This is a genomic window from Pseudomonas sp. Marseille-Q5115 (genome assembly GCF_916618905.1).
GTDB classification, from domain to species: domain Bacteria; phylum Pseudomonadota; class Gammaproteobacteria; order Pseudomonadales; family Pseudomonadaceae; genus Aquipseudomonas; species Aquipseudomonas japonica_A.
Map to the genome: position 1 here is coordinate 534,747 of NZ_CAKAKI010000001.1, position 15,894 is coordinate 550,640.

The window sequence follows — 15,894 nt, forward strand, 5'->3', positions numbered from 1 at the left end:
CGCGACGCAATCCAAAAATGTTCGAAAATGTCACAGCCATCCTTGCTTCACGGCCTGTGTAGAGCCGCGAAAGCAGGGATGGTTCACGCTTTAATGCTTGAACATCACATGGCGCAGCACGGTGTAGTCCTCCAGCCCGTACATGGACATGTCCTTCCCGTAGCCGGAATGTTTCTGCCCGCCGTGGGGCATTTCGCTGACCAGCATGAAATGCGTATTCACCCAGGTGCAGCCATATTGCAGGCGAGCACTGAGGCGGTGGGCGCGGCCCAGGTCGTTGGTCCATACCGAGGAGGCCAGGCCGTAATCCGAGTCGTTGGCCCATTCCAGCGCCTGAGCTTCATCGCTGAAAGGCGTAACGGTCACCACCGGCCCGAACACTTCGCGGCGCAGAATCTCGTCATCCTGCTGTACGTCCGCTAATACTGTGGGCTCGAAGAAGAAGCCATCCCCTTCGATCACCTTGCCACCGGTGACCAGGCGGATGTGTGGCTGCGCCGCAGCGCGGGTCACGAAACCTGCCACGCGGTCCCGTTGCTGGGCGCTGATCAAGGGGCCCAGCTCGGTATCTTCGGCCTCCTGCGGGCCATGGCGCAGGCTGCCGACCGCCTCGCCGAGCTTCTCCACGAAGCGCTCATAAATACCCTGCTGGGCGTATACCCGACACGCAGCCGTGCAATCCTGGCCCGCATTGTAGAAGCCGAAGGTGCGGATGCCCTCAACTGCGGCGTCGATGTCGGCATCGTCGAAGATGATCACCGGCGCCTTGCCGCCCAGCTCCATGTGCATGCGCTTCACCTGCGCCGCAGTACTGGAAATGATCTGCGAGCCAGTGGCGATGGAACCGGTGAGCGATACCATCCGCACCTTGGGGTGTTCCACCAGGGGCCCGCCTACGGTGGCGCCTCGGCCGAACAATACGTTCAGCACCCCGGCGGGGAAGATGTCCGCGGCCAGTTCAGCGAGCTTGAGCGCGGTCAGCGGGGTGAGTTCGGAGGGCTTGAGTACCACGGTATTGCCAGCGGCGAGGGCGGGGGCGATTTTCCAGGCGACCATCATCAGCGGGTAATTCCACGGCGCGATGGAAGCGATCACGCCCACCGGGTCGCGGCGAATCATCGAGGTGTGGCCGGGCAGGTATTCGCCAGCCGCAGACCCACTGAGGCAACGCGCGGCACCTGCGAAGAAACGGAACACGACGGCAATGGCTGGCAACTCATCGTTACGCGCCGCAGCCAGGGGCTTGCCGCAGTTGGCAGACTCCAGCCGGGCCAGTTCGTCGGCGTTGGCGTCGATGGCGTCGGCGAGCTTCAACAGGGCCAGCGAGCGGTCCTTCGGCGCCGTTTGCGCCCAGCCGTCGAAGGCCGCGTCGGCTGCGCGTACGGCCGCGTCTACCTGAGCCTCGCTGGCCTCGGCGATCTCAACCAGCACGCTGCCGCGCGCGGGGTCGAGTACCGCTTGGCTCGCGCCTTCTCCCGCGACCAGTTGGCCGTTGATCAGCAGTTGGGTTTGCATGGTGCGATCCTCCAGTTCATTTGCCGCCGCCGGCGACCGATTCGCCGCCGCGGGTCAGGTAGTAGGCGCCCAGGATGGGCAGCATGGTCACCAGCATCACCAGCAGGGCAACTACGTTGGTGACCGGTACGTCTCGCGGGCGGGCCAGCTGGTTGAGCAGCCAGATCGGCAAGGTGCGCTCGTTGCCCGCGGTAAAGGTGGTGACGATGATTTCGTCGAACGACAGCGCAAACGCCAGCATGCCTCCGGCGAGCAGGGCAGAGCCCAGGTTGGGCAGCATGATGTAGCGGAAGGTTTGCCAGCCGTCCGCGCCCAGGTCCATGGACGCTTCGATCAGGCTGTGGGAGGTGCGCCGCAACCGCGCGATCACGTTGTTGTAAACGATCACCACGCAGAAGGTGGCATGGCCGATCACGATGGTCAGCAGCCCAGGTTCGATGCTCAATACCTTGAACGCCGAGAGCAGCGCGATGCCGGTGACGATGCCGGGAAGGGCAATCGGCAGGATCAGCATCAGCGAGATCGCATCCTTGCCGAAGAACTGCCGGCGATACAACGCCGCCGAGGCCAGCGTACCTAGCACCAGTGCCACAGCAGTGGCCAGGCAGGCGACCTGCAGCGACAGCTTGATCGCTTCCACCACGTCCTGGCGGGCGAAGGCCACGCTGAACCATTTGAGGGTGAACCCGCGTGGCGGGAAGCTGAAGGCGGCGTCTTCGGTGTTGAAGGCGTAAAGCACAATCACCAGGATAGGTATGTGCAAAAAGGCCAGCCCGCCCCAGGCGGCGACACGTAATGTGAGCGGCGCTTTTTCAGAGTGCATCGAAGGCCCCCAGGCGTCGGACGATGGACAGGTACACCGCGATCAGCACGATGGGCACCAGGGTGAAGGCCGCGGCCATGGGCAGGTTGCCGATGGCGCCTTGCTGGGCATACACCATACTGCCGATGAAATAGCCCGGCGGGCCGACCAACTGGGGCACGATGAAGTCCCCCAGGGTAAGCGAGAAGGTGAAGATCGAGCCGGCGGCGATGCCGGGTACCGAAAGTGGTAGCACCACCTGGAAGAACGTCTGGCGCGGGGTAGCGCCAAGGTCGGCGGACGCTTGCAGCAGCGAGGGCGGCAAGCGTTCCAGCGCTGCTTGAACCGGTAGGATCATGAATGGCAGCCAGATGTACACGAACACCAGAAAGCGCCCCAGGTGCGAAGTGGACAAGGTGCTGCCGCCAATGCCCGGTACCTCCATCAGCCAGGCCAGCGCGCCGGCCAGGCCCAGGTGCTGCACGAACCACTGAGCCACGCCTCCCTTGGCCAGCAGGAGCGTCCAGGCGTATGCCTTGACGATATAGCTCGCCCACATGGGCAACATGACCGCGATGTAGAAGAAAGCCTTGGTGCGGCCGGTGGTATAGCGGGCCATGTAATAGGCCAGCGGAAAGGCGACAAGCGCGCTTGCCGCAGACACCGCAGCCGCCATGCCCAGGGTGCGCAGAATGATGTCCAGGTTGGCGGGCACGAACAGCGCTTGCAGGTTGGCCAGCGTAAGGTCGGGCGTGACCGTCATGCTGAAGTCGTCGAAGGTGTACAGGCCTTGCCACAGCAGGTTAAGCAGTGCGCCAAGGTAGATCACCCCAAACCACAACAAGGGCGGCACCAGCAACAGCGCCAGGTACAGGTTGGGCCGTCGGTAGAGCAGGTCCGCCACCCGGCGCGCAAGCGAGGCGCGGACGGGCGAGGAGGGCGCATCCAGCACAAGGGTCATGGTCAAACGCCCTCGTCCAGCAGCGGCACCATGGCGCCACGCGGCCACGCCAGAGTGAGGCGCTGCCCGGGTTGCAGGGCGGCGGCGTCGGGCTGCCAGTCCTGGTTGGCCTGGCTCACGTTGAGCAACTGCCCGTTGTTCAAGCGCAGCTCATAGCGCGTGGCGCTGCCTTGGTACTGTACGTCCTGAAGGATGCCTTCGAGCCGCACCTGATCGGCTACGGCCGGCACGCCAAGGCGGATGTGTTCGGGCCTGATCGAAAACGCTCCAGGAACGCCACGCAAGGCGGCTGCCAACTCTCCCCGCAGCACGTTCGAAGTGCCCACAAACTCGGCCACGAACGCCGTGGCCGGCTTCATGTACAGGTTGCGCGGGGTATCGCACTGTTCGATGCGGCCTTTATTGAATACGGCTACCCGATCGCTCATGGACAACGCTTCGGTCTGGTCGTGGGTCACGAACACAAAGGTGATGCCCAGCTGGCGCTGCAGCTTTTTGAGTTCACTCTGCATCTGTTCGCGCAGCTTGAGGTCCAGCGCGCCCAGGGGCTCATCCAGCAGCAGCACCCGTGGGCGATTCACCAGTGCCCGCGCCAGTGCCACCCGCTGGCGTTGCCCACCCGACAGTTGCGCGGGCTTGCGCTCGCCAAAGCCAGCCAGGGCCACCATCGCCAGGGCTTCCTCGGCACGGTTCAGGCGCTCGGCCTTGGCCACGCCTTTCACTTTCAGGCCGTACGCCACGTTGTCCCGCACGTTCATATGGGGGAACAGTGCGTAGTCCTGGAACACCGTATTCACATCGCGTCGATACGGCGGCAGGCCAGCGGCTTCCTGGCCATGAATACGAATCGAGCCCGCGCTGGGCTGTTCGAAGCCTGCGATCAACCGCAGGCACGTGGTTTTCCCCGACCCCGAAGGGCCGAGCATGGAAAAGAATTCGCCGTCGTGGATGTCGATCGACACCCGATCCACGGCCTTCACCTCGCCGAACAGGCGCGATACCTCGGTAAATTGCACAGCAGGGGTCATGGTAATTGCCTTCAGTTCCTTCGGCTTTTCTCTAACGCGGAGGTTGGTTCGAAATATGTTCGAGCGAAGGTCAGGCAAGGCGAAAACAGCCGAGGAAGCGGACCGGGCTGGCGCTCCAGTTGACTGGTTGTCAATGAGCATTCCGAGGCTGTTTTCAACGCAGCATCACCGAGCGCAGATATATTTCGGGCCAAGCTTAGCGGCCGCCCATGATCGCTATATAGTCCTGAGTCCACCGGCTATACGGAACGAACTTGCCGCCCTCGGCCTGCGGGGTTTTCCAGAAGGCGATCTTCTCGAACAGGTCAAAGCCATTGGTAGCGCAGCCATCGGCGCCCAGCAGGTCGCTCGCCTTGCAGGCGGCCGGTACTGCTGGCAACGAGCCGAACCACGCCGCCACGTCTCCCTGCACCTTCGGTTGCAGGGACCAGTCCATCCACTTGTAGGCGCAGTTGGGGTGCTTGGCGTCGGCATGCAGCATGGTGGTGTCGGCCCAGCCGGTCGCGCCTTCCTTCGGCACAGTGGAGGCTACTGGCTGATTGTCGGCCTTCAGTCCGTTGACCATGTACCCCCAGGAACTGGTGGCTGCCACGCCTTCGTTTTTCACATCGCTCATCTGCACGGTGGCGTCGTGCCAGTAACGATGGATCAACGGCTTTTGCTGGCGCAGCACATCAAGTACCGCCTTGTACTGGGCTTCAGTGAGCTGGTAAGGGTCTTTGATGCCCAATTCGGGCTTGGCCGACTTGAGGTACAGCGCGGCATCGGCGATGTAAATCGGCCCGTCATAGGCCTGCACCCGGCCTTTGTTCGGCTTGCCATCAGGGAAGTTCTGCGGCTCGAACAGCACGCCCCAAGTGGTAGGCGCGGTCTTGAACACTTCAGTGTTGTACAGCAGCACGTTCGGCCCCCACTGGTAGGGCGTGCCGTACACCTGCTTGTTCACCACGAACCAGTCGCCACTGGCCAGGCGCGGGTCCACGTTCTTCCAGTTGGGAATTAGCGCGGTATTGATCGGTTGCACGCGCTTGCCCGCGATCAATCGCAGCGAAGCGTCACCCGAGGCGGTTACCAGGTCATAGCCCCCCTTGGCCATGAGGCTGACCATTTCATCGGACGTGGCGGCGGTTTTCACGTCCACCTTGCAGCCGGTTTCCTTTTCGAAGCCGGTTACCCAGTCATAGCTTTTGTCGCTCTCGCCACGCTCGATATAGCCAGGCCAGGCGATGATGTTCAGCTGGCCTTCACCGGCACCTATGGCTTTGGGCAGGTCGGCGGCATGAACGCCAGCAGTTGCCAGCAGGGCGGTAGTGATGGCGCTGAGCACTGCGGTCTTTGGGGCGGACATGGATTTCCCTCTTTTTCAAATTATGGTCGGGGCAGTAAGCAAGCAGGCGCTCGGGGCGCTGATTATTGGAATGCTGAGCCAGGTGCAGGGGTCAGTTCAGCACCTCCCGCTGTCGCGCCATGATGTGGCGCACCACGCTGTAATCCTGGAGAGAGTCGCTGGACAGGTCCTTGCCATACCCCGAACGCTTCAGCCCACCATGGGGCATTTCGCTCGCCAGCATGAAGTGGCTGTTGATCCAGGTGCAGCCGTATTCCAGCCGTGCGGCCAGCTGCAGCGCTTTGTCCAGGTCGCGGGTCCACACAGAGGAGGCCAGGCCGTATTCGGATTCGTTCGCCCAGGCCAGGGCCTGGCCGGGTTCGTCGAAGCGGGTGACGGTCACCACTGGCCCGAACACCTCACGCTGAACGATCTCATCCTGTTGGCGGCAGCCGGCGAGCAGTGTGGGTTGGTAGAAGAACCCAGGCCCTGAATGGGCGGCTGCCCCGGTTACCCGTTCGATATGCGGTTGGCTCAAGGCGCGCTGCACAAAGCTGGCCACACGGTCGCGCTGGCGGGCGCTGATCAGCGGCCCCAGGTCGTTGTCCTCGTCTCGCTTGCTGGCATAGCGCAGGCTTGCGACCGCTGCACCCAGCTCTTCCACCAGCCGGTCATGGATGCCCGCTTGAGCATAGACACGGCAGGCAGCGGTACAGTCCTGGCCGGCGTTGTAATACCCGTAGGTGCGAATGCCCTCCACCACGGCATCAATATCAGCGTCATCGCACACGATCACCGGTGCCTTGCCGCCTAGCTCCAGGTGGGTGCGTTTGAGGGTGCGCGCCGCAGCCTGGAGCACCTTTTGCCCGGTCACGATATCTCCGGTCAGCGACACCATACGCACGCGTGGGTCGCTCACCAGCTGGCCGCCCACGCCATCGCCGGCACCACAAACGATGTTCAGCACCCCGGCTGGCAGCAGCTCGGCCAACTCCGGTGCCAGCGCAAGGATCGACAGAGGTGTGTGTTCGGATGGCTTGAACACCACGGTATTGCCTGCGGCCAGCGCCGGCGCGAGCTTCCAGGCGGCCATCATCAAGGGGTAGTTCCAAGGGGCGATGGACGCTACCACGCCGATGGGGTCGCGCCGCACCATGCTGGTGTACCCAGGCACATATTCCCCGGAAAGTTGCCCCGTCTGGCAACGCACGGCACCGGCGAAAAAGCGGAACACATCGACGCAGGCCGTGAGATCGTCCTGCCGGGCCAAGTGAAGAGGCTTGCCACAGTTAAGGGCTTCGATCCGGGCCAGGCGGTCGGCTTGTGCCTCGATGCAATTGGCGATGGCCAGCAGGCGTGAAGCCCGCTGTTGGGGCGTGGTCCTGGCCCATGTGGGAAAGGCTTGAGCGGCAGCGGCAATGGCGGCCTGCACTTGGGACGGGCTCGCTTCGGCGACCAGTGCCAGGCAGCTGCCATCGCTTGGGTCCAGAACGCTTTCCGCGGCACCTTCCCCGGCAACGAGCTGGCCATCGATCAGCAAGGCGGTATGCAAGGGCTCTGGCTGGACTGATGGATTCATGGCGCAAGCTCGGGCTGGCTGGGTTGCCTGAGCCTAGGCGCAGCGGCGTGGTAGCTACAAATTCCTAATATCGAAAGCCGCGTTCGGTTAAATCGAATGCTTGCGGGCGTGCTGTTCTCTGGCCACCGTAAGGAACGGGTCCACCAGCATCGGACGGGCGCTGCCGCGACGCCAGGCCAGCCCGACGTCGAGTGTGCGGGTGAGGTCCACCACGCTACGCGCTTCGATGATATCGCCCTCCAGCGACCATGGCCGGTAGGTCATGTCGGGCTGAATGGACACGCCCAGGCCGGCGGCAACCAGGCTGCGCACGGCTTCTGTGGAAGCGCTGCGAAGGCTTACCTGCGGCCTCAAGCCAGCGTGCTGCCAGATGCGCTGGGCGTTGTGGTCCATTTCATCCACGTTCAGCTGAATCAGCGGTTCAGCGGCCACGTCCGCAAGCGAGATATCGTCCCGTTCCAGCAAGTGATGCCGCGCAGGCAACCATAAACGGTGCGGCGAGTGCGTCAGCACTTCAGTTTGCAGGGCATGCCGGTCTTCCAGGTTGGAAAGGATCAGCACGCCTACGTCGATTTCGCCGTTGAGTAGCAAATGCTCGATGTAAGGGCGTTCATCCTCCATTACCCGCAGCTCGACGTTAGGGTAGGCGCGCTGGAACCGCGTGAGCAGGTTGGCCAGGTAGTAACCGGCAACGAGGCTGGTGACGCCAATAGTGAGGGTGCCGCTGATCTGGTCCGTGCTTTGTTGCAAGCTGCGCTTGGCGTTGTCCACCGTGGCAAGAATCAAATGAGCCTGGCGCAGAAACTGATGCCCCTGATGCGTCAGGCTCATGCCCTTGGCGTGCCGGTTGAACAGGCTTACGCCAATGTCCTCCTCCAGCTGCTGGATGGCCCCGGTCAGGGTGGACTGAGAGATAAACACCGCCTGCGCCGCCGCCGAGATCGAGCCCGTTTCGGCAACCGCGATGAAATGGCGAATCTGGCGCAAGGTCATCATGGGCAGCTATCTGAAAGGCCGAGGTGAACGGTGTTATATCGGAAAAACCGTGGGCGTGAAATCACGCCGTCATACACATGCTTGATGTAACTCCTTAAAACAAATGTACGTGCACGGACACAATTCGCTGCGTATCGCCCTACAAGCCAAGTGATGGCAATTTCGTACCATCCCACGCTGGCGTTGCGCCCCGGGATGGCCGAAAGTACGCGCCTTGCTTCAAGGCCGGTGGTCTATACTGCCCGGCTTTCGCGCGCGCGCTTACCTTCGAGGAGTGGTTGTGAAGAATTGGACTCTGCGCCATCGGATCCTGGCGAGTTTTGCTGTCGTGGTCGCCATCATGCTGTCCATGGTGCTCATCGCGTACACCCGGCTGATGATGATCGAGCAGGAGGCGGCCAGCCTTCGCAGCGAGAGCATTCCCGGGGTGTATTCGAGTTCGATGATGCGCGGCGCCTGGTCGGACAGCTACCTGTATACCCAGCAGCTGCTGGGCTTGAGCTACCAACGGGAACTCATCACCGCCGATGAGGAGCAGTACAAGGGCTTCGCCGAGCGCCTGGCCACGCAGATGGCGGTGTTCCGCCAAACCTTGCGCACCGATGAAGAAAAAACCGCTTTCACCGAGTTCGAGCGCTGGCGCGGCACGTACGAAGCGGCACTGAAGCGAACCCTGGCTGCTTACCAGCAACGCCACTTCACTGAAGCCATGGAATTGCTTGAGCAGGAGCTGACCCCCGCCTGGACGTCGGGCCGCAAGCAGATCAACACCGTGGTGGACCTCAACCGTAAGGCGGCTGAGGAAGCCGGTGCATCCATCGAGCGGTCCGTGGCCACTACCAAACTGGTGATGCTGTGCTGCCTGCTGGTCGCGTTGATCGCGGCGATCAGCTGCGGGCTGCTGTTGCTGCGAAATATCATGGCGCCTACCAACAAGCTGCTGAGCATCCTCGAAGTGATGCGCGCCGGCGACCTCAGCGTGCGGCTCAACCTTGGGCGCAGGGATGAATTCAACGCGATCGAAACCGGCTTCAACGCCATGATGGATGAGCTCAACGCCCTGGTTTCTCAGGCGCAACGCTCGTCGGTACAGGTTACTACCTCGGTGACTGAAATCGCCGCCACGTCTCGCCAGCAGCAAGCCACGGCCACCGAGACAGCGGCCACCACCAGTGAAATCGGCGCCACCTCCCGTGAGATTGCCGCTACCTCCCGCGACCTGGTGCGCACCATGGGCGAGGTGACCGGGGCCGCAGACCAGGCTTCGCTGTTGGCCGGCAACGGCCAGCAGGGCCTGGCCCGGATGGCCGAAACCATGCAGCACGTGATGGGCGCCGCCGACCTGGTGAACGCCAAGCTGGCGACCCTGAACGAAAAGGCGGGGAACATCACGCAGGTGGTGGTCACTATCGTAAAGGTGGCAGACCAGACCAACCTGCTGTCCCTTAACGCAGCGATCGAGGCCGAGAAAGCGGGTGAGTACGGTCGCGGCTTCGCTGTTGTAGCGACCGAAGTGCGCCGGCTGGCCGACCAGACCGCCGTGGCGACCTACGACATCGAACAGATGGTGCGTGAGATCCAGTCAGCGGTTTCGGCGGGCGTGATGGGCATGGACAAGTTCTCGGAGGAAGTTCGCCGCGGGATGCTTGAAGTACAGCAGGTGGGAGAGCAACTGAACCAGATCATCCATCAGGTACAGGCGCTGGCGCCCCGGGTACTCATGGTCAATGAAGGCATGCAGGCCCAGGCCACGGGCGCTGAGCAGATCAACCATGCGCTGGCGCAGCTGAGCGATGCCAGCAGCCAGACCGTCGACTCGTTGCGCCAGGCCAGCGCGGCCATCGACGAACTGAGCCAGGTCGCCGCAGGCTTGCGCGGCGGCGTGTCGCGTTTCCGAGTGTAATGGCCAGCACGCGCATGAACGCTCCCGGCGCACCGACCGGCAAGCTGGCCGGCACGTTGTTTTTATTGTTCACCCTTGGCGAACAACGCTTCGCGCTGCCTGCGCGTGCCGTGGTGGAGGTGTTGCCGCTGCTGCCACTCAAGCCCGTGCCCCAGGCGCCGGCATGGGTAGGTGGTGTGTTCGCCTATCGCGGCAAGGTTGTTCCGGTGATCGACGTGCGCGCATTGGCCCTGGGCGAACCAGCGGTGCGCCGTACCAGTACTCGCATAGTGCTGGTGAACTACCAGCAGGGCCTGTGCCTGGGGTTGGTGCTGGAGCATGTAAGCGAAACGCTGCGCTGCGACCCGTCTGAATTCAAGCCCTATGGGCTGGCCAACCCCGAAGCGCGGTACCTGGGGCCCATCCGGGAAGACGCCCGTGGGCTATTGCAGTGGATCACCGTGGACGAGCTATTGGATGAGCGCGCGCAAGCCTTGTTGTATGCCCCGGGTAACGCGGCCTTGCTCGACGGGGAGGGCGCCTGAGCATGGACCGGCGCTTCCTCGACTTCCTGTACCAGCGCATCGGCCTGGACGCTGCCTCGGTGGGCCCGGCGATGATCGAGCGTGTAGTGCGTCAGCGGCAGGCAGCGTTGGGGCTGGCCGCGCTAGAAGCCTATTGGGCACTGCTGAGCAGCGACGACGCGGAGCAGCAGGCGTTGATCGAGGCGGTGATCGTTCCGGAAACCTGGTTCATGCGTTACCCCGAGTCCTTCGCCGCCTTTGGCCGCCTGGCGAGGGCACGCTGGCACGAGCTGGGCGGCGCACGGCCGCTGCGCGTGTTGAGCCTGCCGTGCTCTACAGGCGAGGAGCCGTATTCGCTGGCCATGGCGTTGTTCGACGCCGGGTTGTCAGCGTCCGCCTTTGTGATCCACGCGGTGGACGTGAGCCCGCAGTCACTGGCCAAGGCACGCCGCGGCCTGTATGGCCGCAATTCCTTCCGAGGGGACTACAAGGCTTTCCAGGCGCGTTATTTCACCGCCACCCCCGAGGGGCATCAAGTGCAGCCCCGGTTGCTGGAACAGATCCAACTGCAGCCCGGTAACATACTCGACCCTTTGTTGCTGGCCGGGGAACAACCCTATGATTTCGTGTTCTGCCGCAACTTGCTGATCTATTTCGATGTGCCAACCCAACAGCAAGCGGTCAACGCCTTGAAAGCCTTCACGCGCGAGGACGGCGTGCTGTTCATCGGGCCAGCGGAAGGTAGCCTGCTGGCCTCCAACGGGATGCGCCCGTTGGGCCTGGCGCAGGCGTTTGCTTTTGTACGCCAGCCTGCGCCCGCGCCGGCCCCGCGCCTGAACACCCCGTTGCCGCTGCCGGTCGCCCGGCCAGCGCCTCGGCCCGCTCCGGTAACCGTGACGATGGCCCCCGTGCTTCGCCCTGTGCCGCCGGCAACCCCGGTTGTCGAAGCAGCAGGCTCAGCCGCTTTGCTGGCGCAGATCGCCGCCCTGGCGAATGCCGGCAAAAGCGCCGAGGCGCGCGCAGCGTGCGAGCGCTACCTCAAGGACCACCCGCCCCAGGCCCAGGTGTTTTATTGGCTGGGGCTGTTGAGCGATGCGGGTGGGAATGCGCTCGAGGCGCAGAATTTCTATCGCAAGGCCCTGTACCTGGAGCCGCAGCACCCTGAAGCGCTGGCCCACCTTGCCATGCTGCTGGCCGCCCGCGGTGATGCCGAAGGTGCCCGGCGGCTGCAGGCGCGTGCCACCCGCGCATTGAAGGAGCCCAAGGCATGAGCGACCAACAGCGGCCCGGCTTGACCTATTCGGCCGACGGCGCGGCAGTGACCTTCGACGCCTGCTGGAAGACCATTGGCGTGCGCGGCGACAGCTCCTGCCCGCGGTTGGCGGAATACGTGCGCTGCCTGAATTGCCCGGTGTTCGCCGACGCCGCGACGCTGCTGCTGGACCGCTACAGCTTGCAGCGTGAGCCCGGCGAACTGGTCTACCCCGAGGCCCTCGTAGCCGTTCCGTCACGCTCGCTGGTGGTGTTCCGTATCGCTGGCGAATGGCTGGGCCTGGCCACGCGCTGCCTGGTAGAAGTGGCGCCCAGCCAGCCGGTGCATTCTGTGCCGCATCAGCGTTCCCGTACCCTCATGGGCGTGGCCAACGTGCGCGGTGCGCTGGTGCCGTGCATCGCCCTCGGTCAGCTGTTGGGCATTGAAACGGAACAGGCTGCAGCGGCAGGCGGGAGAGTGGTGCCGCGCTTGCTGATTCTGGCCGCGCAGGGCGGGTCGGTGGTAGTGCCGGTGGACGAGGTCGATGGCATCCGTCGCTTCGATGAGCACCTGATCGAAGCGGGGGCCGCCCCTCAAAGCAGCCGCTTCACCCTCTCCGTGCTCGCCGATGGGCCCCGCACTTTGCGGGTGCTGGACGAACAGGCCTTGATGGTGGCGATCACCCGGAGCCTCACATGACCCCCGAGCAAATGCGAGACGCCTCCATGCTGGAACTCTTCGCGCTCGAAGCCGAAGGGCAGACCAGCGTGCTGAGCGCAGGCCTGTTGGCGCTGGAGCGCAACCCCCGTGACCCTGCGCAGTTGGAGGCCTGCATGCGAGCGGCCCATTCGCTCAAGGGTGCCGCCCGGATCGTGGGGGTGGATGCGGGTGTGCAGGTTGCTCATGTGATGGAGGACTGTCTGGTTGCCGCTCAGGCCGGGGATTTGATACTGGGCGCCGACCACATCGACGCCTTGCTCCAGGGCACGGACCTGCTCATGCGCATTGCGGTCCCGGACAAGGCGCCTGGCGCTGCGGATATCCAGGCGTTCATGGCGCAGCTGGCAGTCGCGCTCGATCCAGCCTCGGCGCCTGCCGCTGCGCAGCCCATGCCGCAGCCGGCAAGCGAGCCGCTGCCGTCCGCAGAAATAGCCGCAAGCCCGGTGCCGCTTGCCCTGGAAGAGCCCGCTCCGGATGCGGGAGGGCCACGCCGCGGTAACGAAGGTGAGCGGGTGCTGCGGGTGACCGCCGAGCGGCTCAACGCATTACTGGACCTGGCCAGCAAAGCCATGGTTGAAACCCAACGGCTCAAGCCGTACCTGGCAACCCTGCAGCGGCTCAAGCGCATGCAGGCGCAAAGCCTGCGCGCGTTGGATGATCTGAAGGACAGCCTCGACGCCGGCCAGCCCATGGAGGACGTTCGCGCGGCCCTGGCCCAGGCGCGGACGATGCTGGGGGAAACCCAGCAGGTGCTGCTAGGGCAGGCGGCCGAGCTGGACGATTACGGCTGGGACGCCGCTCAACGTGCGCAACAGCTGTATGACACCGCCCTGGCGTGCCGGATGCGGCCATTCGCCGATGTGTTGAACGGCCAGGCGCGCATGGTCCGGGACCTTGGCCGCAGCCTCGGCAAGCAAGTGCGGCTGGAAGTAGAGGGCGAAAAAACCCAGGTCGACCGAGATGTGCTTGAGCGGCTGGAAGGCCCGCTTACCCACTTGCTGCGCAACGCCGTTGACCACGGGATCGAGTCACCGGAAGCCCGGGTGCTCGCCGGCAAGCCCGCCGAGGGCACACTACGGCTACGGGCGTCGCACCGCGCCGGGCACTTGTTGCTGGAGCTGGCCGATGACGGTGCCGGTGTGGACCTGGCGCGCTTGCGCCAAAGCGTGGTGCAGCGACAGTTGGCCCCGGCCGAGACGGTGGACCGGTTGAGCGAAGAGGAACTGCTCGCGTTCCTGTTCCTGCCGGCCTTCAGCCTGCGCGATACCGTCACCGAAGTGTCTGGCCGCGGCGTGGGCCTGGATGCCGTGCAACACATGGTGCGTGACCTGCGAGGTTCGGTCGAGATGACCCAGGCGAGCGGGCAGGGCAGCCGCTTCCTCGTTGAAGTGCCGCTCACCTTGTCGGTGGTCCGCAGCCTTGTGGTCGATGTGGGGGGCGAAGCCTATGCCTTCCCCCTGGCTCATATCGAACACAGCCTGGCCCTGGCACCGGCCGATATCGTTCAGCTTGAAGGCCGCCAGCACTTCTTTCATCAAGGCCAGCAGGTGGGCCTGGTCGCCGCCAGCCAGTTGCTTCAACGCCCCGCCGCGCAGCATGCGGGAGGCAGCATTCGCGTGGTTGTGGTGCGCGAGCGCGATGCGCTCTACGGCATCGCGGTCGAACGCTTCATCGGCGAGCGGGTGCTGGCGGTACTGCCGCTGGATTCACGCCTGGGCAAGGTTCAGGACATCTCCGCCGGGGCTTTGCTGGACGACGGCTCGGTGGTGCTGATCATCGACGTGGAAGACATGGTGCGTTCAGTGGACAAGCTGCTGAGCACGGGCCGGTTGGAGCGCATCGACAAGATGGCCGAAGGCGGCCGGCAACGCACGGGCAAGCGAGTGCTGGTGGTGGACGACTCCCTGACGGTACGCGAATTGCAGCGCAAGCTGCTGGTGGCGGCCGGCTACGAAGTGGCGGTTGCCGTGGATGGCATGGATGGCTGGAACGCCTTGCGCAGCGAACCGTTCGACCTGCTGATCACTGACATCGACATGCCACGCATGGACGGCATCGAACTGGTCACACTGCTGCGTCACGATGCCCGCCTGAGCGCGCTTCCGGTGATGGTGGTGTCCTACAAGGATCGCGAAGAAGACCGCCAGCGTGGACTCGAGGCCGGGGCCGACTACTATTTGGCAAAAGCCAGCTTCCATGACGACGCGTTGCTCGATGCGGTCGCCGAGCTGATCGGAGGAGTCGAGGGATGAGGGTGGCGATTGTCAACGACATGCCGATGGCGGTAGAAGCGCTGCGCCGCGCGCTGGCCTACGACCCGGCCCATGAAATCATCTGGGTGGCCGGGGATGGAGAAGAAGCCGTGCGCCGCTGCGCCGAAGACCGGCCCGATGTACTGCTAATGGACCTGATCATGCCGAAAATGGACGGCGTGGAGGCCACCCGGCAGATCATGGCCAGCACGCCCTGCGCCATTGTGATCGTGACCGTGGACCGCGAGCAGAACGTGCACCGGGTATTCGAGGCCATGGGCTATGGCGCGTTGGACGTAGTCGATACCCCGGCGGTTGGCGCAGGTAACGGGCGGGAAGCCGCCGCGCCGCTGTTGCGCAAGATCGTCAATATCGGTTGGCTGATCGGCCCGCGCGGTGCCCCTGCCAAACGTCCGCCGGTCGCGCGGCCCCAGGGCGGCCAACCGCAGGGGCTGGTGGCTATCGGTTCCTCCGCGGGCGGGCCGGCGGCATTGGAAACGCTGCTAAAGGGCTTGCCGGCCGACCTTCCCGCAGCGCTCGTGCTGGTTCAGCACGTGGACGAGGTGTTTGCCGCGGGCATGGCCGACTGGCTTGCCACGGCGTCCCGCCGCCCCGTGAGGCTTGCGCGCGACGGCGACCGGCCACAACCGGGCGATGTGCTGCTGGCGGGGACCAACAATCACCTGCGCCTGACCCGCGACGGTACCCTGACCTATACCGCCGAGCCGGTGAATGAAATCTACCGGCCATCGATCAACGTCTTTTTCGAAAGCGTTGCTCGCCACTGGCAGGGCAGCGCGGTGGGTGTGCTCCTCACTGGCATGGGGCGCGACGGCGCACAGGGGCTAAAGGCCATGCGCGAGCGAGGCCACCTCACCATTGCCCAGGATCAACAAAGCTGCGCGGTGTTCGGGATGCCCAAGGCCGCGATAGCGATTGACGCAGCGGTGGAGGTGCGGCCACTGGAGCGCATCGCTTCACGCTTGATGGAAACTTTCGCACTATGAACAAACGGAACGGGCCACGCCGGCACACAGGCAGTATTCAGGTGAAAAC

The 15,894-nt window shown here is 64.1% G+C and carries 12 protein-coding genes and 2 pseudogenes; 7 read left to right on the forward strand and 7 right to left on the reverse strand.

The features are described from left to right. Positions 1-90: 90 nt before the first annotated feature. The 7 genes from LG385_RS02495 to LG385_RS02525 all read right to left on the reverse strand — a co-directional run bounded on the left by LG385_RS02495 (position 91) and on the right by LG385_RS02525 (position 8,208). A complete protein-coding gene (locus LG385_RS02495; RefSeq protein ID WP_225772136.1) occupies positions 91-1,515 on the reverse strand; it encodes a gamma-aminobutyraldehyde dehydrogenase in 1,425 nt (474 codons plus the stop codon). A gap of 16 nt (positions 1,516-1,531) precedes the next feature. Then, positions 1,532-2,338, reverse strand: coding sequence for an ABC transporter permease (locus LG385_RS02500; protein ID WP_225772138.1), 807 nt, complete (start codon positions 2,336-2,338; stop codon positions 1,532-1,534). Beyond that, positions 2,328-3,278 carry an ABC transporter permease gene (locus LG385_RS02505; protein ID WP_225776154.1) on the reverse strand — a complete coding sequence of 317 codons (951 nt, stop codon included), beginning with the start codon at positions 3,276-3,278 and terminating at the stop codon, positions 2,328-2,330. The genes LG385_RS02500 and LG385_RS02505 overlap by 11 nt, the downstream gene beginning before the upstream one ends. Positions 3,279-3,280: 2 nt before the next feature. Beyond that, positions 3,281-4,306, reverse strand: a complete 1,026-nt coding sequence (locus LG385_RS02510) for an ABC transporter ATP-binding protein (RefSeq protein WP_225772140.1) — start codon at positions 4,304-4,306, stop codon at positions 3,281-3,283. Positions 4,307-4,502: 196 nt separating this feature from the next. Continuing rightward, positions 4,503-5,654, reverse strand: a complete 1,152-nt coding sequence (ydcS, locus tag LG385_RS02515; protein ID WP_225772143.1) for a putative ABC transporter substrate-binding protein YdcS — start codon at positions 5,652-5,654, stop codon at positions 4,503-4,505. 91 nt (positions 5,655-5,745) lie between these two features. After that, a complete protein-coding gene (locus tag LG385_RS02520) occupies positions 5,746-7,212 on the reverse strand; it encodes a gamma-aminobutyraldehyde dehydrogenase (protein WP_225772146.1) in 1,467 nt (488 codons plus the stop codon). An 87-nt stretch (positions 7,213-7,299) separates the two neighbouring features. Continuing rightward, a complete protein-coding gene (locus LG385_RS02525; protein WP_225772148.1) occupies positions 7,300-8,208 on the reverse strand; it encodes a LysR substrate-binding domain-containing protein in 909 nt (302 codons plus the stop codon). A gap of 340 nt (positions 8,209-8,548) precedes the next feature. Here LG385_RS02525 and LG385_RS25620 point away from each other — a divergent pair. The 7 genes and pseudogenes from LG385_RS25620 to LG385_RS02555 form a co-directional block, all read left to right on the forward strand. Beyond that, positions 8,549-8,971 (forward strand): annotated as a pseudogene (locus LG385_RS25620) (MCP four helix bundle domain-containing protein); the annotation flags it as partial. A 108-nt stretch (positions 8,972-9,079) separates the two neighbouring features. Further along, positions 9,080-10,111, forward strand: a pseudogene (locus tag LG385_RS25625) (methyl-accepting chemotaxis protein); the annotation flags it as partial. A gap of 14 nt (positions 10,112-10,125) precedes the next feature. Next, positions 10,126-10,635: a chemotaxis protein CheW gene (locus LG385_RS02535; RefSeq protein ID WP_225772150.1), complete on the forward strand. Its 510-nt coding sequence runs from the start codon at positions 10,126-10,128 to the stop codon at positions 10,633-10,635. Then, the gene (locus LG385_RS02540; RefSeq protein WP_225776155.1) at positions 10,632-11,885 is read left to right on the forward strand and encodes a CheR family methyltransferase; all 1,254 of its coding nucleotides are present in this window, start codon (positions 10,632-10,634) and stop codon (positions 11,883-11,885) included. The genes LG385_RS02535 and LG385_RS02540 overlap by 4 nt, the downstream gene beginning before the upstream one ends. Continuing rightward, positions 11,882-12,565, forward strand: a complete 684-nt coding sequence (locus tag LG385_RS02545) for a chemotaxis protein CheW (RefSeq protein ID WP_225772152.1) — start codon at positions 11,882-11,884, stop codon at positions 12,563-12,565. The genes LG385_RS02540 and LG385_RS02545 overlap by 4 nt, the downstream gene beginning before the upstream one ends. Further along, positions 12,562-14,838: a hybrid sensor histidine kinase/response regulator gene (locus LG385_RS02550; RefSeq protein WP_225772154.1), complete on the forward strand. Its 2,277-nt coding sequence runs from the start codon at positions 12,562-12,564 to the stop codon at positions 14,836-14,838. The genes LG385_RS02545 and LG385_RS02550 overlap by 4 nt, the downstream gene beginning before the upstream one ends. Further along, a complete protein-coding gene (locus LG385_RS02555; RefSeq protein WP_225772157.1) occupies positions 14,835-15,845 on the forward strand; it encodes a chemotaxis response regulator protein-glutamate methylesterase in 1,011 nt (336 codons plus the stop codon). Before LG385_RS02550 ends, LG385_RS02555 begins: the two co-directional genes overlap by 4 nt. The last annotated feature ends 49 nt before the right edge of the window (positions 15,846-15,894 follow it).